14 protein-coding genes and 1 pseudogene are annotated in these 21,576 nt (G+C 60.3%); 10 read left to right on the top strand and 5 right to left on the bottom strand.

Features of this window, described 5'->3' with window-relative positions:
* Nucleotides 1–98: 98 nt before the first annotated feature.
* The 6 genes from ACIQUG_RS20865 to ACIQUG_RS20890 are packed head-to-tail and all read left to right on the top strand — an operon-like array spanning nt 99 to nt 7,252.
* Complete coding sequence (locus ACIQUG_RS20865) at nt 99–2,603, top strand: TonB-dependent siderophore receptor (protein WP_402323819.1); 2,505 nt, start codon at nt 99–101, stop codon at nt 2,601–2,603.
* A gap of 9 nt (nt 2,604–2,612) precedes the next feature.
* On the top strand, nt 2,613–3,623 hold the full coding sequence (locus ACIQUG_RS20870) for an iron-siderophore ABC transporter substrate-binding protein (RefSeq protein WP_402323821.1): 1,011 nt from the start codon (nt 2,613–2,615) through the stop codon (nt 3,621–3,623).
* Complete coding sequence (locus ACIQUG_RS20875) at nt 3,620–4,324, top strand: siderophore-interacting protein (protein WP_402323823.1); 705 nt, start codon at nt 3,620–3,622, stop codon at nt 4,322–4,324. The genes ACIQUG_RS20870 and ACIQUG_RS20875 overlap by 4 nt, the downstream gene beginning before the upstream one ends.
* On the top strand, nt 4,321–5,355 hold the full coding sequence (locus tag ACIQUG_RS20880; RefSeq protein WP_402323825.1) for a FecCD family ABC transporter permease: 1,035 nt from the start codon (nt 4,321–4,323) through the stop codon (nt 5,353–5,355). The genes ACIQUG_RS20875 and ACIQUG_RS20880 overlap by 4 nt, the downstream gene beginning before the upstream one ends.
* Nucleotides 5,352–6,413 carry a FecCD family ABC transporter permease gene (locus ACIQUG_RS20885; RefSeq protein ID WP_402323827.1) on the top strand — a complete coding sequence of 354 codons (1,062 nt, stop codon included), beginning with the start codon at nt 5,352–5,354 and terminating at the stop codon, nt 6,411–6,413. Before ACIQUG_RS20880 ends, ACIQUG_RS20885 begins: the two co-directional genes overlap by 4 nt.
* Nucleotides 6,410–7,252: an ABC transporter ATP-binding protein gene (locus ACIQUG_RS20890; RefSeq protein ID WP_402323828.1), complete on the top strand. Its 843-nt coding sequence runs from the start codon at nt 6,410–6,412 to the stop codon at nt 7,250–7,252. The genes ACIQUG_RS20885 and ACIQUG_RS20890 overlap by 4 nt, the downstream gene beginning before the upstream one ends.
* A gap of 69 nt (nt 7,253–7,321) precedes the next feature.
* On the opposite strand, the gene ACIQUG_RS20895 is transcribed toward ACIQUG_RS20890, so the two are convergent.
* Both ACIQUG_RS20895 and ACIQUG_RS20900 read right to left on the bottom strand, forming a co-directional pair.
* Complete coding sequence (locus tag ACIQUG_RS20895; RefSeq protein ID WP_402324602.1) at nt 7,322–8,050, bottom strand: prolyl oligopeptidase family serine peptidase; 729 nt, start codon at nt 8,048–8,050, stop codon at nt 7,322–7,324.
* A gap of 456 nt (nt 8,051–8,506) precedes the next feature.
* Nucleotides 8,507–12,661: a PAS domain-containing protein gene (locus ACIQUG_RS20900; RefSeq protein WP_402323830.1), complete on the bottom strand. Its 4,155-nt coding sequence runs from the start codon at nt 12,659–12,661 to the stop codon at nt 8,507–8,509.
* 351 nt (nt 12,662–13,012) lie between these two features.
* On the opposite strand from ACIQUG_RS20900, the gene ACIQUG_RS20905 reads away from it, so the two are divergent.
* From ACIQUG_RS20905 to ACIQUG_RS20920, 4 genes and pseudogenes are all read left to right on the top strand, one after another.
* The gene (locus ACIQUG_RS20905) at nt 13,013–16,018 is read left to right on the top strand and encodes a PAS domain-containing protein (RefSeq protein ID WP_402323831.1); all 3,006 of its coding nucleotides are present in this window, start codon (nt 13,013–13,015) and stop codon (nt 16,016–16,018) included.
* Nucleotides 16,015–16,647: pseudogene (locus ACIQUG_RS20910) on the top strand (response regulator transcription factor); the annotation flags it as partial. The gene ACIQUG_RS20905 and the pseudogene ACIQUG_RS20910, both read left to right, overlap by 4 nt.
* Nucleotides 16,624–17,049: a response regulator gene (locus ACIQUG_RS20915; RefSeq protein WP_402324603.1), complete on the top strand. Its 426-nt coding sequence runs from the start codon at nt 16,624–16,626 to the stop codon at nt 17,047–17,049. The pseudogene ACIQUG_RS20910 and the gene ACIQUG_RS20915, both read left to right, overlap by 24 nt.
* A 101-nt stretch (nt 17,050–17,150) precedes the next feature.
* Nucleotides 17,151–17,789: a response regulator transcription factor gene (locus tag ACIQUG_RS20920; RefSeq protein ID WP_402323833.1), complete on the top strand. Its 639-nt coding sequence runs from the start codon at nt 17,151–17,153 to the stop codon at nt 17,787–17,789.
* Between the two features lie 338 nt (nt 17,790–18,127).
* On the opposite strand, the gene ACIQUG_RS20925 is transcribed toward ACIQUG_RS20920, so the two are convergent.
* The 3 genes from ACIQUG_RS20925 to ACIQUG_RS20935 all read right to left on the bottom strand — a co-directional run bounded on the left by ACIQUG_RS20925 (nt 18,128) and on the right by ACIQUG_RS20935 (nt 21,425).
* Entirely contained in the window at nt 18,128–18,796 is a 669-nt protein-coding gene (locus tag ACIQUG_RS20925; RefSeq protein ID WP_402323834.1) for a response regulator transcription factor, read from the bottom strand.
* 153 nt (nt 18,797–18,949) lie between these two features.
* Entirely contained in the window at nt 18,950–19,801 is an 852-nt protein-coding gene (locus ACIQUG_RS20930) for an alpha/beta fold hydrolase (RefSeq protein WP_402323836.1), read from the bottom strand.
* Between the two features lie 694 nt (nt 19,802–20,495).
* Nucleotides 20,496–21,425 carry an MBL fold metallo-hydrolase gene (locus ACIQUG_RS20935; RefSeq protein WP_402323837.1) on the bottom strand — a complete coding sequence of 310 codons (930 nt, stop codon included), beginning with the start codon at nt 21,423–21,425 and terminating at the stop codon, nt 20,496–20,498.
* Nucleotides 21,426–21,576: the final 151 nt, after the last annotated feature.

Below are 21,576 nucleotides of genomic sequence, written 5' to 3' on the forward strand. Positions count from 1 at the left end.
TTTTGTGAGATCGAACTTCCCCGCGTGTCCTCACTACAGGGGCCGCTTTCCAGCATCGAAGTCCGGCCCGCTCGAAATTGGTTGAGAGGGGCATTGCAATGACGGGGCATGATCTGGCGCGAGGTAAGAAATCAGGACGAGCCGAGGCGGCGAGGCACTACTCACTCTCTCGTGTTGTCCACGCGCTGATTGCTTCCACCGTCCTCGCCACCAGCTTGGTCGCAGTGTCATCTGCGGCGCATGCGCAGCAGCAGTCGAGCCAGGCGATCGCTTTCAACATACCGGCGCAGCCACTTGCGTCGGCACTGTCAGACTTCATGAAAGCAAGCGACTGGGATGTCGGATACACAAGCGATGCCGTGAATGGGAAGCGCTCGACGGCAATAGCCGGCCAAATGTCGCCTGAGCAGGCGCTCCGAACGCTCTTGTCCGGAACTGGCATAAATGTGCGCATGTCCGGGTCGCGGACCGCCGCGCTCGTGGTGGCGTCGACCGTGAGTGGTGCGACGACGACCGGCGGCGCCACCGCGCTGGCGCCGATCGTCGCCGTCGGGCAGGGTGCTACGACAGAAGGCTCAAATTCCTATACGAGCGACGAGGTCACAATCGGCAAGGGCGAACAGGACATTCGCCATATCCCGCAGTCGGTCTCGGTGGTGACCCGCAAGCAGATGGACGACCGCAACGTCGTCACCATCGACGATGCGCTGGAAGAAGCCCCGGGCGTCGCGATGTATGACAGTCCAATGGGTGCGCGCTATGTCTATGCGCGCGGCTTCATGGTCGATACCTACCAGTATGATGGCGTGAACAGATCCGTCTATTATCCCCAAGCCAACAGTTTTTCGGAGGACATGGCTGCTTTTGACAGGGTTGAAGTTCTTCGTGGAGCAACGGGCCTGCTCCAGGGCGCTGGCAATCCCGGTGCTGCCGTCAACCTGGTCAGAAAGCGCCCTCTGGACGAACAGAAGCTGACGGTCACCCAGGAGATCGGTTCCTATCAGAACTTCAACACGGTCGTCGATGCGACGGCGCCGTTGAACTCCGAAGGCAGCCTGCGGGGCCGCTTCGTTGGTTCCTTCAATGATCGCGAATACTTCACCGATCTGGCGAAAAGCCGGAACCTCTTCCTCTATGGAATTCTTGAAGCGGATATTACCGATGACACCACTGTCGGCTTCGGTGGAAGCTACAAGCACAAGACATCGACGCCCTGCTTCCACGGACTTCCGATGTACAAGGATGGCTCCGATATCGGTCTTCCCCGCGACACATGCCTCGGACAGAGCTGGAACCGGTGGGACACCGAGCAGCTATCCCTCTTTGCGGACGTCACACACGAGTTAAATGACCGCTGGACGTGGAAGACGTCTCTCAACTATTGGAACGAACAGCACGACGTGAAGTACGGGTATTCCGAGGGTGCCATCGACCCGACGACGCTCTCCGGCTCCAGAATGTACGCCGGCATTTTCGACATGAATTCGGCAAATATCGCGCTCGATTCCTACGTCAATGGTCAATACGACCTTTTGGGCCGCACGCACGAACTCACCTTCGGCGCCAGTACCAACAGTCTTGTCAGCGACAATGATACCTCGCTGGCTCAGTTGGGGATCAGCCAGAACGTTTTCGACCCGGTGCGTATTCCGGAGGTGTCGGATACCTGGATCCGGTCAAATAGCTATCGCGGCGCCGACGTCAGAACCCGAGTTCGTCAAGAAGGTATCTACGGGATGACGCGACTGAGCGTCACCGATCCGCTCAGCGTCGTTCTGGGAGGCCGGTTGAGCTGGTACAAGATGACGTCCCGCTACCGCGAGACGGGGGAGGATTACGTCAGCCCCTACAGCGAGAAGGGCGTTTTCACGCCCTATGGCGGCATCATCTATGACCTCACCGACGACTGGTCGGTCTATGCGAGTTATACGAGCATCTTCAAGCCACAGGACGCGGTGACCGCAGATGGTGAAGCGCTGAAGCCGATCGAAGGCGCCAACTACGAAGTGGGCGTCAAGGGTAGCCTGCTCGACGGACAACTGAACACATCCTTTGCCCTCTTCCGCATCGACAACAAGAACAGGGCCGAGTTCGACGCCGACAATTATCCGTGCGCGACCGGCATGTGGGGCGAATGCTACGTCGCCAGCGGCAAAGTGCGCAGCGAAGGCTTTGAAGTCGAGGCGAGCGGTGAGATCCTCCCCAATCTTCAGTTGGCTGCGAGTTACACCTATGCTCACACGAAGTACCTCGAGGGTGAAAACAACGTCGCCCAGTCATTCGCAACCTACAATCCCGAACATATCGTCAAGGTTTGGAGCGACTATCAGTTCAAGGATCAGCTCGAGGGCCTCAGCCTCGGTGGCGGTGTTCGCTTCCAGACGGAGAGCAGCCGCAAATCGGGTGCCGTAACGGTGTCGCAGCCCGCCTACGCGGTGTGGGGCGCGCGCATCGGCTACGATATCAACGATCATTTCTCCGCAGCGGTGAACGTCGATAACATCTTCGACAAGAAATATTATCAGACCGTCAGCGCGCCGGGATGGGGCAACTTCTACGGAGAGCCTCGTTCTGTCACCTTGAGCCTCAAAGCGACATTCTGAGGTATCGGCATGGTGGGACAGAAGTCACCGGTCGACCGAGGAAGACGCCTGCTTGTCGTATCGGCCTTGATGACACTCGGATTGCCCCGAGCATTGTGCGCGACTTCGTCGGTCGAAACGGCATTTCCTGCCACGATCTCCCATGTCTTCGGGGACACGATCATTAGCGCCCCACCCAAGCGCATAGTGACGCTTGGGTGGGGCGGCGAAGACGCCCTCATTGCTCTCGGCACGATCCCGATCGGCATGCCCCGCTATGACCAGTTCGAAAGCGGGATATTGCCGTGGGTCGAAAGGGAGCTCGGTGAAGCGAAACCTGTTCTATTTTCGCAGAGCGAGACTGATTTCGAAGGGATCGCTGTTCTCAAGCCCGACGCGATCCTTGCCGTGCGAACGAACATCGACATCAACGATTGGCGCCGATTGAACTCGATCGCTCCCACGGTCGCTTATCGATCTGGTCCGCTGCAGGCCGATTGGCAGGAAATCACCCAGTTGGCGGGTTTGTGTCTTGGAAAACCTGATCTTGCGAAAACTCGCATCCAGCAGGCAAAATCCAGGCTGCAGGAACTGAGGGCAGCCCATCCGAATATTTCCGGCAAGACTTTTGTTTTTGGCTCATACTTCCCTGGCAGCAGCTCCCTCGGTGTCTATTTGCCGGCGGATCTTCGCGTCTCGACGCTGATGGATCTTGGCCTGCAAATTTCGCCACAGGTCGAAGCTTTGGCCGAGTCCAATTCCGGCAAGATAGGCACGTCCGTCAGCCTTGAACAATTGGATAACGTTGAGACCGATTTGCTGATCGTCTGGTTTCCTCCCGGGGCAAAAGGCGAACTCGAGAGGCAGTCGCTCTTCCAGTCATACGCGCCGGTTCGCAAAGGGGGATTTATCGCTCTGGACGATCCGATCTCGATGTGGGTGACATCAAATCCAAGCGTTCTATCGATTCCGTACGGATTTCCGGATTTCGTTTCGCGGTTGTCGAAAGCAATCGTACTCACCGAGCAACTAACACCATGACCCACGATTACCTCACGGCCAGGGTCAAGCATCGTGAAGCCGTTACCGCATCGATGATCCGGATCGTTTTGGAGGGTGGCGACCTTCATCGTTTCGCCAGCACCGGCCGGCCCGATGAGTTTGTCTGGTTATCGTTTCCGACTGACGACGATGAAGAGGGGACGGGGCGCTACTATACGGTTCGTCGTTGGGATTCCGCCCGTGCGGAGATGACCATCGATTTCGTAAAACATGAGATCGGTATCGCGACGAACTGGGCGCAACAGGCCCGTGAGGGAGACGCGATACGCCTCCTCGCTCCCCGTTTTCGCTTCAATCCGCCGTCAGATGCTGGGTATATTGCCCTTATCGCCGATATGACGGGGCTTCCCGCTGTCGGACGGATTCTCGAAGAGTTGCCGGACAAGATAAGTGTGATTGCTCACGTTGAGATTCCGCACGAGAATGAGCGTCAGATCATCGAAACAGCCTGCCACGTTACCCTGCAATGGCACGAAACGGCTGGGTGCGGAAATCAGAGGACGCGGCTCTTTGACATTGCTCGGGCCGTGAGGTTTCCGGACGGACCAGGGTACGTCTGGATCGCGGGGGAAGCGAAAGCCGTTTCCCAAAGCCGCAAGTACCTCCGCGACGTCATGGGGTTTGACAAGGATCACATCACATCGGTCGGCTACTGGGTCCATGGGCAGGCTCGCTCATGAGTGCAATTGATCTCGAAGGTGTGCAGTTTCCCGCTGGTCGCAGGCGGCTGGCGGTCTTTCTTCTTGGTCTTGCACTCGTGGCGGCGGCGGTGCTCGCGAGCTTTGTCATTGGGGCAAGACCGATCGCGGTATCGACGGTTTTCGACGCTCTGTTTGCGTATGATGGGCGGTTAGCCGAGCACATGATCGTCCGCGACCATCGCTTACCGCGCACGTTGCTTGGTCTCCTTTGCGGAGCCGGCTTTGGCGTGTCTGGCGCGCTGATCCAGGCGGCAACGAGGAATCCGCTGGCCGATCCGGGTATTCTGGGCGTCAATGCCGGTGCGGCCTTCTTCGTTACGCTGGCGGTCGGTCTGCTGGGCTTCCATTCGATAGAGAGTTACCTATGGTTCGCGCTTGTCGGCGCGAGCCTCGTCACGCTTGCCGTCTACGCACTCGGCGCTGCGGGCAAGGACGGTCCAACGCCTGGTCGCCTCGTCGTGTCGGGCGTTGCGCTTTCCGCTGTCCTTGGCGGTATCGGTTCGGGTATCGCACTGCTCAAACCGGAAGCTTTCGATTCCATGCGCTTCTGGTCGATCGGCTCGATTGCCGGGAGAAACACCGCGATTGTCACGGCGGTCGCACCGTTCATCGCGGCCGGTCTTGCTGTGGCGTTAATTGTCGCTCGATCTCTCAACGTCGTGGCGCTGGGCAATGATCTTGCGGGCGCGCTCGGCGCAACTCTTCCGCGCGCCCGGGTTTTGACGCTCCTGGCCGTGACCCTTCTCGCGGGCGCGGGAACGGCGGCGGTTGGGCCTATCGGCTTTGTCGGTCTGGTGGTGCCGCATCTTGTGCGGTGGTTCGTCGGGCCAGATCAACGCTGGATCATTCCGATGAGCATCATCTACGGGCCGGTTCTGTTGCTGGCCGCCGATATCGTCGGCCGTCTCATCCTGTTTCCGGGTGAATTGGAGGCGGGCATCGTCACTGCGTTTCTCGGCGCTCCCGCACTGATCCTGCTGGCCCGACGCAGGCAGGCGAGCGGCCTATGAACTCCGAATTGCGATCCGCGGTCGACTTCCGGCGATCCATGCTGATCGTGCGGCGGTGCGGCGGCCGCCTGTCTGCCCGGTTCGACAGGCTTTCAATTTTCGTTGGCCTGGTGCTCGTCGTGGCCATATCTGTCGTCGCCGCGCTATCGCTTGCCAGTGGGAAGTACCCGATCGCGCTTGCTGACGTATTCAGCGCACTTTTCGGCCGAGGCGATGAGAAGGTCCGGATGATTGTGGTCGAATGGCGACTGCCGCGGGTGGCGCTGGCGTTCACCCTCGGCGCGGCATTGGCCATCAGTGGGGCGATCTTCCAGAGCCTCACCCGTAATCCTCTCGGTTCACCCGACATTATCGGGTTTTCGGCTGGCTCCTATACCGGTTCCCTGGTGGTTATTCTGCTTCTGTCGGGCGGCTACTACGAGACGGCAGCGGGGGCAGTGGCCGGTGGTGTCGTAACGGCGGTCGCTGTCTATCTTCTGGCCTATCGGCAAGGCATTCATGGCTTCCGCCTTATTGTTGTTGGTATTGGCGTGGCTGCCATGTTGTCTGCCGTCAATGCCTGGATGATCCGCGAAGCGGACTTTGAGTTGGCGCTCGGGGCGGCCATCTGGGGCGCCGGCTCGCTCAACGGCCTCGGCTTTGAACAACTCATGCCGGTCACCATTGCCCTTTGTTTGCTCTTTCCATTGGCGCTTCTTTTCGGCCGGCCGCTGCGCCAGCTTGAAATGGGTGAGGACGCGGCTCGGGCGACGGGTGTCAACGCCAACCGGGCGCGGCTGCTGTTAATGGTGGTTGGCGTTTCTCTGACCGCGACGGTAACGGCCGCAGCCGGTCCCATTCCGTTCATTGCCCTGTCAGCTCCGCAGATCGCCCAAAGGTTGACGCGCTCGGCCGGTGTCACCCTCATCCCCAGCGCTCTCATGGGCGGCCTTTTGCTTCTTGCTGCCGACTGGGGCGCGCAAAACGCGTTCAACGTCCAGCTCCCCGTCGGCGTCATGACTGTGAGCATAGGCGGGTTCTATTTTATCTGGCTACTGGTTGGGGAGGGGCGCAGATGACTGATCGCCTTCACGCAGACAATGTGACCTTGCGCTACGACGAGCGGATTGTCACACGGGATCTTTCGGTCTCCGTTCCGGATGGTGCCTTCACCGTCATTGTGGGGCCGAACGCCTGCGGTAAGTCGACGCTGTTGCGCGCTCTGTCGCGGCTGCTTACACCGTCGGCAGGCCAGGTGATCCTCGACGGCAGGAGCATGACCGATCTTGCCCCCAAGGAGGTTGCACGCCGTCTCGGCCTCCTGCCGCAAAACTCCATCGCACCGGAAGGTATTACCGTTGCTGACCTGGTGGCAAGAGGCCGCTATCCGCACCAGTCCTTCTTCCGACAATGGTCGAAGGCCGACGAGGAAGCTGTCATCCTGGCAATGCATGCGACCCGCGTTTCCGAGCTTTCGAGCTGGCTGGTGCACGAGCTTTCCGGCGGCCAGCGCCAGAGGGTATGGATCGCCATGGTTCTGGCCCAAGAAACTCCGATCCTGCTCCTGGATGAGCCCACCACATTTCTCGACATCGCTCATCAGGTGGAACTTTTGGATCTTTTGGCCGATCTAAACCGGCAAGGGCATACCATTGTCGCAGTTCTGCATGACCTCAACCACGCCTGCCGTTATGCGACGCATCTGATCGCGATGAAGAACGGCGCGATCGTTACACAAGGCAGACCATCGGCGATTGTTACCGAGCAGCTGGTCGAGGAGGTGTTCGGCCTGTCGTCCGTCATCATCTCCGATCCGGTTTCTGAAACGCCACTGATTGTGCCGAAAGGCCGACAAGGTACAACTTCGGTTCGCCTTAACTCTTCCGATCGCGCGAGAGGTGATCGGCATGAGAGCTAATCTCTCCTCTGAGCGTTCGGAAGTGCGCTAGGTTGCCTTGTGCAACCTCGCGCGCATCCGCGGTACACCTCAAGGCGTGGTAGGTTCAGCCGCGAGCTCAAGTCGCTGTTTCGAAAGCCAATCCCAAAGCAGCGGCTCGTTTAGAGCGGCCCACTCGACACCTGAGTGGTCCACGCCTTCCAGAACACTCAATCGAACATTGCGTTTCAGGCCCACGAGGCGTTCATAAAGCACAACCGAATCCGACAAAGGGATGACTCCATCGTTCGTGCCGTGGAACACCCAGAACGCCGCCCTTTCGTTTGTCCTGCTCAGGTAGTGACGATTACCGCCGCCAGCGATCGGAACGACAGCTGCGAATGTTTCGGGAAACTGTTCAGCCATGGCCCAGGTTCCGAAACCGCCGCGGCTGAAGCCCATGACATAGACGCGGGAGCGATCGACACGATACTTCGTCATAACCTCGTCGAGTGCCGCCTTCACTTTCTCGATCGGATAAAGCAGTTCTTCGCTCGGATTCTGGGGCGAAAACACTAGGAAGGGGAATTTTCTCCCCCCCGCGATCAGTTTCGGAATGCCACTCGATCTAACTTTCTCGATATCAGCCCCACCTTGATCGCCGCCGTGTAGCCATACAACGAGCGGATATGCGCTGCTGGACGACGCATAGTCGTCTGGTGTGTACAGGAGATAGTTGAGATCACTGTTTATGCTGGTGCTTGATCTCGCTGCCAATTGCTCGGCATGCGTCACGGTGGCACTGCACGTTCCGATTATGGCCGTGAAAACCAGTCCCATGATGTTCCGCCTCATCGATCACCTCCTCATGATGTCGGACCTGTGGGCACAAATGGGGCCGAAGAACTCGAACTCAAGTCTCACACTCCGGGGATGGCGCCGTTTGTCGAGAAGGCATCTTGTGAAAAGCACCGACAACTCAACGGCCAAGGTGTTCTAGAGCAGAGTCGATGTGTTCGTGGATGCGAGTGACGTAGTATGGTAGGCCCGGCAGCGTTGCCGCCATGTTCACCTTCTGGGCCCAAAGCGTCGCATAATGTATCGACCGGAACGGCAACCGCTGCTGAGCCCCCTTCGGCTCGGCGAGTTCGGCGCAATCAGTTTCAACGTGGCGAAATAGGTTCGACAACGGCTGACATTATGCGTGAGCAATGGGTTCCGCTTTGCGATTTCGGGTGAAAACTTTGTTTGCCAGAAACAGCACCTCTCGTCTGAAGTGGTCCAGTAAGGCAGCCGTCATGTCGTTGCGCTGGATTCGATCGGCAATGTGAAGACGAACCTCGAGCCTTGGGGTTCGTTCATTTCTGCCCACAGACGTCCGCCGTGAGACTCGACGATCGAACGGCAGATCGCCAAACCCATGCCCATACCGTCGTTCTTCGTGGTGAAGAAGGGTTCGAATATCCTGTCGGGGTTTTGGACCCCCGCGCCACGGTCGCTCACAATGATGCGGATCGCATCATCAATACGGGTCGCATGCAGGCTGACCAGTCGCAGATCAGCAGTGGATGCCATCGCTTCTATGCCGTTTCGGATCAAGTTGACCAGTATCTGCTGAAGTTGCACGCGATCCATGGCGACCGGAGGCAGATCGCTTTCGACGTCAACCTGTATGCGAACGCGGCGCCGCATGGCTTCCTCGATCAAAAGGCTGCGAACTTCGGTAACAACGCTGTCCACCGTTGTGCTCATCCCGGGTTCCACGGACCTCGTGAACAACGCACGGATGCGGCTCACGACGTCTGCGGCGGCATTTGCGTCGCGCGTAATGCGTTCCACCGTCCTTTGTGCTCGCTCAAGGTTTGGCGGTTCAGCAGAAAGCCAGCGTTGACATGCATGCGAATTTGTTACGATCGCCGCCAACGGCTGGTTCACTTCATGAGCGATCGAGGCGGAAAGTTCGGCGAGGCTAGCGGCTTGAGACGCACGCGCGAGACCATCGCGCGCAGTCCGCAAATCCTCCTGGGCCCGAACTTCGCTGTCTATGTCGATGCAAATGACGTTCCATTGGACAACCATCCCATCGGCGTCCCTCATGGGCGCTGCTCGGGTTTCCACCCAGCGATACTCCCCGTCCGACCGACGAAGTCGATGCTTCTGCGCATAGGGTGTGCCGGTGGACAAGGCATGGCCGCCGTTCTCGAGGACCTGAGGCGTATCGTCGGGATGGACGGCAGCACCAAGCGCGCTCGACGGTCGTGCTTCTCCTGAGGCGTCCGGCGTTTCCAACTTGTATCCCAGATACTCGCGAAGCTGCTCGCTGCGGTAGACGGGATCACCGTTCGCGTCAGTGCATTCGACCATTGCAGGCAAGGTTTCGATGAGTTGTCGAAGCGCACGCTCACGCTCGCGCAACACCTGTTCGACACGCAGCTGATCGTCGATGTCGTGACAAATGCCGAACCATTGCAGGATCTGACCGCTGGCGTCCCGCAAGGGGGCGCCGCGGCCCGACATCCAACGATAGACGCCGTCGGCACGGCGTAGCCGGTAGTTCAAGGAGAAGTTCTCGCCGGTGACGAAAGCCTCTCTAAGCGTGGCATCCATCTTCGCTGCGTCATCCGGGTGAAGCGCGGCCGCAATGGCAGCGGCGAGAACGCCGCCGGTGCCCGAATAGTCCTTCACGTCATATCCGAGGAATTCAATCAGACTCTTGCTGAAGAAGACCGCTTCACCATCTGGGTCTAGCCGCCAGAGTGGGCTGGGGACCATGTCTACCAACTGCGAGAGTTCGCGTTCTCGATCGAAGAGCCGTTGTTGGGCCCGCACTTCGTCGTCGACATCGATGGCAACGGCATACCACTGTACGATGGTCCCATCTTGGTCGCGCAGTGGTTCACACCGACCATCCACCCAGCGGTACGCCCCGTCGGCGCGCAGCATGCGATATCTGTTGGAGAAGGGTTCACCGGCGGAGAAGCCGTGCGTGGCATTCTCCCGCACGGATGAGATATCGTCCGGATGGACGACAGCACGCATCATTGCGCCCGCGCGGGTTATTCCCGGCTTGTCGGCGTTGATGGTGTCGAATCCGAGAAAGTCAACCAACCGCTTGTTCAGGAAGCTCAATTCACCGCCGGCGGTCTGACGGGCTATGAAGGCCGGCACCATGTCGACGAGTAGGGACAATTCGCGCTCGCGATCGTGCAATGCGTTTTGTGCACGCATCTGATCGTCGATATCCAGCGAAACGCCATACCACTCCTCGATCTCTCCTTCCTGATTGCGGCGCGGTTCGACCCGGCATTCCACCCAGCGATATCCGCTTTCAATTTCGAGCCAGCGAAAGCGCAGGCTTGCGCTGCTGCCGGTCTTGAAACATCTTTGCAGCGTGTTCCCGACGGCTGAAGCGTCGTCCGGATGGATCAGCTTCTGGAGCAGACTTTCGATGCTCTGCTCCCCGTGCGCCTCGAAGCTCGCGACAACCGAGCGGAAGCGGTCTCTGAACTGTTTGTTGAAGTAGACCGAGCCTGTAGATGGCGTCGCGCTCCAGATGCGGACCGGCACTGCGTCGATCATCAGCTGAAGCTGCCTTTGACTGCGGCGCAATGCGTCCTCGGCATGCGTCAGGTCATCGATGTCATGGCACATGCCGTACCATTGGACGATGTTGCCGGAGTGATCCCGCATCGGCTCTGCCCGGCTCGACATCCAGCGAAAGACGCCATCGGCGCGGCGCAGGCGATACCGCATGGCAAAGGCCTCACCGGTATCGAGGCAACGTCGAAGCGACTCGACGAACGCATCTGCCTCGGCGGGATGCACGGAGGCTTCGACCATGGCCACCAGTCGGGTCTTGCCCGCCTTGTCCGTGTCGCAAATGTCCATGCCGAGAAAGTCGACCATGCGTTTGTTGAAGAAGGTCGGCTCGCCATCAGGCGTCAAGCGCCAAACGTGACTTGGCACCATGTTCACAAGCTGCAGCAGCTCCTGTTCCCGTTCGCTGAGTGCTGCCTGCGCGCTGACGGCCTCTTCGATGTCGACCGAAACGCCGTACCATTGCAAAATCGTTCCGGCTTCGTCGCGCAAGGGCGCTGCCCGGCTCTCGACCCAGCGATGGGGACCATCCGCGCGCCGCTGACGGTATCTTCCCGCAAAGGTCGTGCCCTCTTCGAACGCGCGTTTCAGCGCCTCGTCGGTGGCGGCGCGGTCATCCGGGTGAATATCCGTCAGCGATCGCTTGCCACTGGTAGCAATCAGATCCGTCAACGCCAGCCCGGTCGTGTCGGTGGCCCACTTGTTGAGATAGCTCGGCGTTCCGTCGGGCGTGGCGCTCCAGATGAGAGCCGGAACGGCGTCGATCAAGCGTTGCAGCCGCAGTTCGCTCTGGCGCGCGGTGAGCAGCGCCAGCTGGTGCTGCCTTGAAATGGCCGCAACGACGAGCGCCGAGAACGCGGAAATCACCAGGAAGAGCTGCAGCATGACCTGCTGTTGCCTTTGCGATCCGGCATCACCGATAAACTGACTGTCTCCGGAGATCGTGAGTGCCATTGTAATCAGCGCCAGCAGCGTCAAGGCGACCGCGGCACCTCGGAATTCGAAACGCGCGGCGGCCCAAAGCAGAAACGGCAGGATGATGTAGGGCGAGGGGAAGAAGCGCGCACTCAAGGAAAGGGCAGCAACGCCCAGGAAGATGAAACAGAGAACGGCAGCCTCGGTCCAGTGTGTCACCGACAGGCCGGTTTCTCCCCGCCAGGAGCGGACGAGGACGAGCACCGGCGGTGCTACCAGCAGGATGCCGGTTGCATCTCCGATCCAGAACAATGGCCACACCGACGCGAACGTCTGGGACTTCACGCCGAACCAGGCAAGGGTTGCACTCCCGACGGTCGCGCTTGCGAGGGGGGCTACGCCCGCCCCCAAAATGACGAAAGCCAGGACCTGCTGGAGGGTTTCCAGCCGGACAGGGCGACCGGTGGCGCTGCTCAGCAGCATAGCGCCGGCCGAAGCGCAGAGCGCGTTGCCGACGAAGATCAACAATCCCGCGGGAAGCGGGCTGTGAAACCACACGAACTGGGCAAACATCTCGGCAAGGCAACCGCTGATGATCCACCATGGCCAGCTGTAGGGAGACGTGAGGAGAAGCGTTGCCATGAACACGCCGCCTGGAGGCCAGATCGAAACAGTGATGCCCGGGACGATCGCAAGCACATTTGCAAAACCGCAGCCCAGCACGTAGGCGGCGAAGAACGCCACGAGATGCAAGAACTGCGGGCGGCTTGATCGGAACCGCTGCCATAGTGATGAAGACCGCTCGGCAGACGGGGCGGTGGTCGACGGACGCGGCAACGCACTTCGTGCGTGCCCGGGCGACGTTCGCTCGAGCGCCTGCTCCGGATGGCTGACTGTCTGTGGATGGCGGTCGCCAATTGCTTTAGAAGCGGATTCCATCGGCTGCTCCGATCGGACAGAGAAAGCCTGGGCACAGTCGGCCCTACCAAGCCACTATAAACGAAGTCCGGCGGGGCGAACCAGCCATTCCCTCAACCCTATCGCAATCACGGCCACGCCGCAGCCTATGGAAGTCCATGAGGTGCACGCTGGCAGGCGAGGCTGGGTGCTACTCCTCGCCTATGCTGAAGTACAGCTTAGAATATACCGCCCAGTTGTCATAGATTTCCATAGGATGCAGGCGAGGCGCGGCGAGAATAGGATGGCGGCTGGTTCGCGCAGTCCGAATCTCGAGAATTACTGCTATGCAGAGCGCTGATAGTGGCTTTCCTCGTCCTGCAGGAGAAGGCAATGACGAAGGCGTTCGGATCACCTGACGAAATCGGGCTGGAAGCAATGCAGGCGGTGCGGATCATCGAAAGTGTGGTCGGCAACGCCTGGGCGGCGAATGCGGCCGGAGAGATCGTCTGCGTCAGCCCTGCGGTGCTGTCGCGGTTGGCGCTTACGCTCGAGGAGTTCGGCTCGCAGTCGGATGGTGGTCCGCTCGGCTGGAGGCGTATGATCCATCCGGATGATTACGAGCGGTCAATCGCGCTCTGGCGCTCGTGCCTTGAGACCGGCCAGCATTTCAGCATCGAACACAGAACTCTGCGCGCGAGCGGCGCTTACGGTTGGAGCCGTACGTCTGCTCAGCCCTTGCGCAACGGTGACGATCACGTCCTTGGCTGGTACGGCGCGATAATCGACATCGAAACGTCCGCCGACGCTGCTCGTTTTGCCGACATGGCGGAGCAGGCCGTGCAGGAATTGCCAAGCTCGCTGAGCAAAATTCACCCCGATGACCGAACTGCGGCGGCGCATGCCGCCGCGCGTGCATTCTGGACGGGCGTTCCCCAGGTCACGAGGCACAGACAGCGGCAGCCCGACGGCAAGTACCGGTGGACGGAAACCCGCGCCGAGCCCGGGTACAGCGTCAGCGTCGACATCGATGAGTTGGTGACGGATCGCGAGCCCCACATGGTTGCGGCATCCGATACCGCTGGCGAACCAGAACCGTTGCGGTCTGCGCGCGCTGTCGAAAGCATATTCGGCAACGGCTGGGCGTTCGATGCGCGTGGACGCTGGATTTACCTGCATCCATTTGCGCAGAACTCGCTCGGTGTCACTCCCGAGCAACTGAACGTCTCGGTTGACGAAGGCTACACGGCCTGGAAGCAATTGCTGCATCCGGACGATTACGAGCGCATCGCGGCGGCATGGAACCGATGCCTGGAAACGGGCGATGACTTCAACGTCGAGTTTCGCTTCCGCCGCGTGTCCGGGAGTTATGTCTGGGCCAGGACTGCCGCCCGGGCCGCGCGCGACGCGCGAGGCCGCATCGTCGGGTGGTTCGGCATAGCGCTCGACATCGATGTCTACAAGAAGACCGTTGAGGCGTTGCGTGGCCGAGAGCTCGAACTCTCGCAGCTTGTCGACATGGTCCCGGTCCACATCCGCCGACTGACGCCCAAGGGTGAACCGACCTTCTTCAACAAGCGTCTGCTTGACTTCTACGGGTGGAAAGATCTGGCACACCTGGAAACGTTGGCTGACAGCAGGCTGGCGACGGCGATGGAAATGCTCGTGCATCCGGACGACTCCGCTCGCCTCCTGGAAGCGGTCCGCCATTCCGTTGCGACGGGCGAATCTTACGGCATGAAATACCGGTTGCGCCGCTCCGACGGCGTCTACCGTTGGGTCGACGGACGTGCGGCGCCGCTGATCGACCAGCAGGGCGCGATCGTAAACTGGTATGCGATCTCGATCGACATCGATGATGAGATGCGCGCGCAAAATGCGTTGCGCGAACGCGAAAGGGAACTCCTACAGCTCGTCGACATCGTTCCAAGCCTGCTCTGGCGCTTGAACCGTCAGGGCGAGCCAACGTTCTTCAACAAGCGGCTGATGCGCTTTCTCGGTCTGGATGCGGCGAATTCCGATCCGCCACACAAACGCCGCCTGGCCGCTGCCTTCCGGGGGGGCGTCCATCCCGACGACGCATCCGGCCTTGAGGAGGCGTTGAAACACTCTGTTGCGACGGGCGAGATTTTTTCAAAACGGTTCCGCCTGCGTCGATCGGATGGCGTCTATCGCTGGGTTGAGAGCAGCGCGGAACCCTTGCGCGACGAAAATGGACAGATCGTGCAATGGTACGGCCTGTCGCATGATATCGATGATCAGTTGCGCGTCGAGGAGACGCTCCGCGAGCGCGAGCGCTCACTTTGGCAACTCGTGGAAACATTGCCGGCGATGATCGACTGTGCCTCGCCAAACGGCGAGCCGGTTTATCGCAGCCAGCAGTTGCGGGAATTTCTCGGGTATAATCTTGAAGAGCTGGACGGCGTCGGGAAGTCACGGCTGGACGCGACGCTCGATGCCGGGGTGCATCCCGACGATATCGCCGGCGTCAAGGAGCGGTATGCGCATTGCCTGGCGACCGGCGAACCCTATGCGCGCAAGCACCGTCTGCGCAGGTTTGATGGTGCTTATCGCTGGGTCGAGACCAGAGCGGCGGCCATGCGCAATCTGGAAGGCGAGATCATCCAATGGAACGTCATTTGCCTTGATATCGACGGCGAGGTGCAGACAGAGAACGAATTGCGTCTTGCGCAGGAAAGGCTTTCCAGAGCCAGCCAGTCGGCGAGCCTGGCGGAGCTCTCGGCCTCAATCGCCCACGAGGTCAACCAACCGTTGGCAGCGATCGTCGCCAACTCCAATGCCTGTCACCGCTGGTTGCTGGCCGAACCACCCAATCTCGAGCGGGCAAAGATCACGGCCGAACGCATTATCCGCGACGCCAACTCCGCCGCAGAAGTCGTTAGCCGCATTCGCGCCCTGTTCAAGCAGCGTGTCGAGCCGCAAAGCGATACCGATCTCGTGACCGTCGTTGCCGAAGCCGTTCACCTCATCGCGGAAGAGGCCATGCGCCGTCGCGCTCGGGTCGACGTCGATATCGAGAAAACCCTTCCCTACGTTGCGGTTGACCAGGTGCATATCCAACAGGTTCTGGTGAACCTCATTCGCAACGGCATGGATGCGATGGACGCTGCGGTCCGCGACCGCGTCGTTCGCGTCCGGGTCCGTCGCGTGGGGGATTTCGTCGCGACAGAGGTCAGCGACCACGGCACGGGTGTCGAGTTTCCGGAACGAATATTCGAATCCTTCTTTACGACGAAAGTGAACGGAATGGGGATGGGCCTGGCAATTTGTCGTTCGATCATCGAGTCGCACGGGGGGCGGCTATGGGCGCAAAACAATGAAACAAAAGGCGCAACCTTCACGTTTACCTTGCCGATCGAAGTGGAAGCAGCGGCATGACGAATGACGAGTACACAGTTTTCATCGTCGATGACGACAATCGGATCCGTGAGGCACTGTGCGAGCTGTTGGCCTCCCACGGGATCCAGGCGATCGCCTTCGGTTCGGCCGGAGACTATGTCAATTCGGAAAAACCGGATGCGCCTGCCTGCCTGCTTCTGGATATCGAGTTGCCGGACATCAACGGTCTGGATCTCCAAAGCGAAATTGCAACAGGGGAGCATCCGCCGATCGTGTTCATAACCGGTCATGGAGACATCCGTTCGTCGGTGCGGGCCATAAAGGACGGCGCGGTCGACTTCTTGACCAAGCCGTTTACCGACGCGGATCTGATGGCCGCCATTCATGCGGCCATTGCCGAGGACGAGAAGAGGCGAGCCGAGCGCGCGGAGTTTGGAAAGCTGAGGCGACGCTATCTTGATCTGACACCGCGTGAGCGCGAGGTGCTGCCGTTGGTCATCAGCGGGCTGCTCAACAAGCAGGCGGCCGCAGAACTCGGCATTAGCGAGGTGACCCTGCAGATCCACCGGCGAAATGTGATGCAGAAGATGAAGGCAGGCTCTTTTGCCGACCTCGTGCGTATCGCCGAACGCTTGAAGATACCCATCACACATGCCCGCAAGACAGGCGTGAAATCGATGGCTTTGCCGCATCGGCAGGTCGTCGCGATCGTCGACGACGATCCGAGACTGCTGGAGTCGCTGGAGGATCTGCTGGAGTCGGCCGGTTACTCGGCCCGCAGCTTCTCGTCCGGCCGATCGCTCCTGTCCGCCGGGCTGCCGGGTCTGGATGCGCTGATTACGGATATCGGCATGCCCGGCATGGACGGGTTCGAGCTCAGGGACCTGGTCAAGACGAAAGAGCCGAATCTCCCCGTTTTCCTGATGACCGGACGCCACGAGATCGCCGATCAGCTGAGTGCGCGCGACCGGACTTGCTGCTTCAGAAAACCTTTCGACGCGCAGGTTCTGCTGTCCACGCTCGCCGCCGCGTTGGGCGACCGAGAAATGGAGGGACGCGATGGAACCTGAGTTGCCGCTCCAGCCGACGGTCATTTCGCACGCGCACCGTCATGGCGGACGCGTGCTCGTCGTGTCGATGATCCGTGCGGGATGAAACAGAGGTCAATCTGATGCCACACGCTCAAACCAAGACGCAAGAGCCCGCCGAACCCATCGTCTACGTCGTTGACGACGACGAGGCGATGCGAGAAGCGTTGCTCGATCTGTTCACGGTGACCCAAAAGCGGGCGACCGCCTTCTCGAACGGCCCGGAGTTCCTGGAGGCTGCCGACATTCGGGCGCCGGGTTGCCTTGTCCTCGATCTGCGTATGCCGGGTGGTACCGGCCTGGACCTGCAGGAACATCTGCTGCTTGCCGGGAGCAGGCTTCCTGTCATCTTCCTGACGGGTCACGCAGACATTCCGACAAGCGTAAAGGCGATGAAAGCTGGCGCCATGGACTTCCTCACGAAGCCTTTCTCCGACCAGGATCTTCTCGAGGCCGTGGATCGTGCCATAAGGCTCGACGCCGAGCGCCGCAAAATCGAGGCGGAGCGCGACCGGATCCAGGCGCTGGCGGATACTCTTTCTCCGCGCGAGCAGGAGGTGATGTTTGCCGTGGTCAGTGGCCTGATGAACAAGCAGGTCGCCTACCAGCTCGGCATCAGCGAAATGACCGTGAAGCTCCACCGGATGAGCCTCATGCGCAAGATGCAGTGCCGTTCGTTGGCAGATCTCGTGCGCAAGACGGAACAGCTGCGACGGAATTGAGCAATGGACGAGCCCCGCAGGTTTCGACCCTCGCTGGGGAAAGAGAGGCCGCCTGCCTTCAGGCAAACGGCCCCTAGGTGTGCCGGCCTTGGCGGTCGTACCGCGGGGAGGGGACGGCGGCACTCCGATCATCACCTCCTAACGAAGGCGCCGGCGAAGGATGATAATGGAAGCCTAACGACTTTCACGCAGCCGCATCACTATACGTTCGTTTGGCCCGTCAAGTCCGTTAGAGCGCTGTTCGTTGAGGACACGTGACGTGCCGACACGCATTGCGGCGATGACAGCCGGAAAAAAGATGCGGTCGAGCATTGCCGTGTTTACCTCCGCTCGCGACTTCACTGCAGCAGTTCCGATTTCCTGACGAGGTCGCTGAAGGTCCGGGCCTCCATCTTCTTCATCGCGCTTGCGCGATGAAGCTTGACCATGATTTCACTGATCCCCAGCTCGTAGGCGGCCTGCTTGTTCATGAGGCCTTCGGTAACAAGCTTCATGACCTGCTTCTCTCGCGGGGTGAGGCTGGCGGCGCACTGGCGGGCATGTTTTCTCCTTGCAGCCACTTCCCGCAGCTTTTTCCCTTCTTCCAAAGCTGTGGCGACCGCACAAAGCAGGTCATCCGCCTCGAAGGGTTTCAGCAGGAAATCGACGGCTCCTGCCTTCATGGCCGTGACGCTCGTCGGAACGTCTCCATTGCCGGTCATGAAAACGATCGGAAGGTCGAAGCCAGCATCCGACAGTTTCCGTTGATACTCGATACCGCTCACACCGGGCAGGTTCACATCGAGCAACAGGCATCCGACGGCCTGCGGATCGCCCCGTTCGTCGAAATCCGCTGTGTCGACGAACGCTTCGGCCTGTATTCCTGAGGAACAGAAGAGTTCCAGCAGCGCCGAGCGAATCCGTTCATCGTCGTCGATGATGTGGACCACGCTCACGTCGGTGGCCGCTTCGATGGGGTTTGAGCATTCAGACATCGCTTGGCTCCCTTGATCGTCAACAACCAACATCCGCCCATTTTATCCGACCTGGTGTCGCTGACTATAGAACGAAGGTTTGCCTTTGCTTCGAGATCGGCGGCGGCTTTCGCAGCCGCTCGAAATTCCGTTCTGTGTCCGATCCCCGTGTGGCGACGAAGGGCGCCGGAGGCGCCCTTCCGCACGCTACTTGGCGATGAAGCTGAGAATGTCTCGGTTGATGACATCTGCGTGCGTGGTCGCCATGCCGTGAGGGAAGCCCTCGTAAATCTTGAGGGTGGAGTTCTTCAGAAGCTGGGCGGAACGAGGGGCGGATATCGCGAGCGGAACCACCTGGTCGTCATCGCCATGCAGCACCAGCGTCGGCACGTCGATCACCTTGAGATCTTCGGTAAAGTCGGTTTCCGAGAAGGCCTTTACGCCGAGGTAGTGGGCGTTGGCCGCCCCCATCATCCCCTGTCGCCACCAATTGTGGCTGACCGCCGCAGACGGCGCGGCGCCAGGCCGGTTGTAGCCGTAGAAGGGGCCGCTTGCGATGTCGTGATAGAACTGCGCCCTGTTGGCCGCAAGCGCCTCGCGGTAGCCGTCAAGCGCCTCGATCGGAAGCCCCTCGGGATTGTTCGGGGTCTTCAGCATCAGCGGTGGCACCGCGCCGATCAGGACCAGCTTGGCCACACGCCCCTTGCCGTGGCGGGCAACGTACCGGGTCGCTTCGCCACCGCCCGTCGAATGGCCGATGTGGATCGCGTTGCGCAAATCCAACTGCCGTACGAGGGAGGCTACGTCGGCGGCATAGTGATCCATGTCATGGCCGCCGCTAACCTGCTCCGATCGCCCATGGCCGCGACGGTCATGGGCAATGACGCGATAGCCTCTTGCGAGGAAGAAGAGCATCTGGCTGTCCCAGTCATCGCCGCTCAATGGCCAGCCGTGATGGAACACGATCGGTTGCGCGTCGCGCGGACCCCAATCCTTGTAAAAGATCCTGGTCGAGTCTTCTGTGGTTACGTATCCGTGACCGGGTTGCTCGGCTGTCATGGCCATTCCTTTCCGTGTTGGTCGTGCCGTATGAAGTGATGCGTTCAAGCCGCAATGCTCAGCGCCCGAGACGCGGTCCTGCGGGGGTGCCGCGGTTTACGGGAAGACCGTCTCGACGCCCTCAAGGGAGCCCTGTTTCTCCGGGAGTAACGGCCGGCATGCGACGTGAAGACGCTAGCACCTGGCGCATGACGAGAAAGGTATACCTTGGTTTCGGCGACCGCTGGCGGCGGCCCGAGGATTGATGAAAAGCGTCACTTGCCTCGACGTCGTAAGCGATGGTCTGGACCGTCGCGACCGATTGTCCGCGCACCTAGGTCATGCGCGTACTCAGCCATTGCGGATGGTGCAAACGAAGATGAAGCGTCGCTCTGCTCAGCGCGACTCCGCAGCGCACGAGCAGCCGCAGAGTTCGGCAAGAACCTTCTTTCCCAAGGGCTTTCGCATGTGCCTGTCGCAAGCCAGTGCAGCATCTGCTCAGGGGGCTCGGTATTCTGCTCTAATCCCATGGCCTTCTGCATAGTCTCTGACGATCGACGCGTCGGCCCTTTCGCGCGGGATGGCGGTGTTGTGCCAACGGTGCCATAAGACAGGCAAACGGCCGATTGATACCGCACGGCGCGCCGTGGGCAGCAATCGACCGGTTGTTCTCACCCAGAGCAGTCGTCTGTTCGCTCCCGACGGACGTCGTCGGCTAGTAGTCCCACCAGGCCGGAACCCAGCGATAAAGGTTGCCGGCGGCTGCTACACGACCGACCGATGGGAACGGCATGTGCGTGGAAACCAGCCAGGAGCCGGTCTCGGCAAGTTCTTTCATAAGCCGCAGTCGCACCCGTGTCGCCTCCTCGGGGTCGTGTTCGAAGCCGTTGTGCCACTCGGGATGGTCGAAGGAGACGGGGAACAGGGCGTCGCCGCCGAACATCAGTCGCTCGCCGCCGGACGAAATGCGGACCACGCTGTGCCCCGGGGTGTGACCGCCGGTACGGGTCACCACCACTCCCGGCGCCACTTGGGCCTCTTCGTCGAAAGTCCGCAGATGGCTGCGATACGCGTACATGAATTCAAGGGATGCCTTGCGCGCCAGGTCTGCGAGCGCCGGCGGCATGGAGGTAAGCGAGAAGTCGGGCGCCTGCCAGAATTTGGTCTCGGCGGCGCACACGTGGACGCGAAGGTCCGGGCGCATGCGCTCCTTGACGCCTTCGACCAGCAGCCCACCGACATGGTCGAAGTGCATGTGCGTCAGCACCACGTCGGTCACGGCCGCAAGATCGACGCCGGCGGCCTCCAGTCGATGGACGAACTGTCCGGCCCGCGGGAAATCGGGATACTCCTCGCCGAGGCCGCTGTCGATGAGGATCGTCTGGTCGCCGCTGCGCACGACAACGGCGTTCAGCGCCCAGTCGAAGGCAACCTTTGACAGAAACCTGTCGTCCAGCCACGCACCGCGCACCTCGGGGTCGGCGTTGGTGGCCATCGACTCGGCCGGTGGGGTCAAGATGCCATCGCTGATGACCAGGACGTCGACGTCACCGACCTTTACCGCATAGCGTGACGGAACCAGCTCTTCTGCTGCAAGTCTTTCCTGCGGGGCGATCTTTCGGGAACTTGATTGTGCATTCGACATGATGTGCTCCTGTCTTCGCGGTTGAAATGTGCCGGTCAGGGTTACATCGCGGAGTCTAGGTTCGGGTTTTCCGGCGGTCGAGCTACACCTGAGTATGGGCTAGCGATGGATGGAGCGGGTAGGGTCTCCGCAAACATGCATAGAGTTTCGG

This window comes from Ensifer sp. NPDC090286 (genome assembly GCF_044769565.1).
GTDB lineage: Bacteria > Pseudomonadota > Alphaproteobacteria > Rhizobiales > Rhizobiaceae > Ensifer.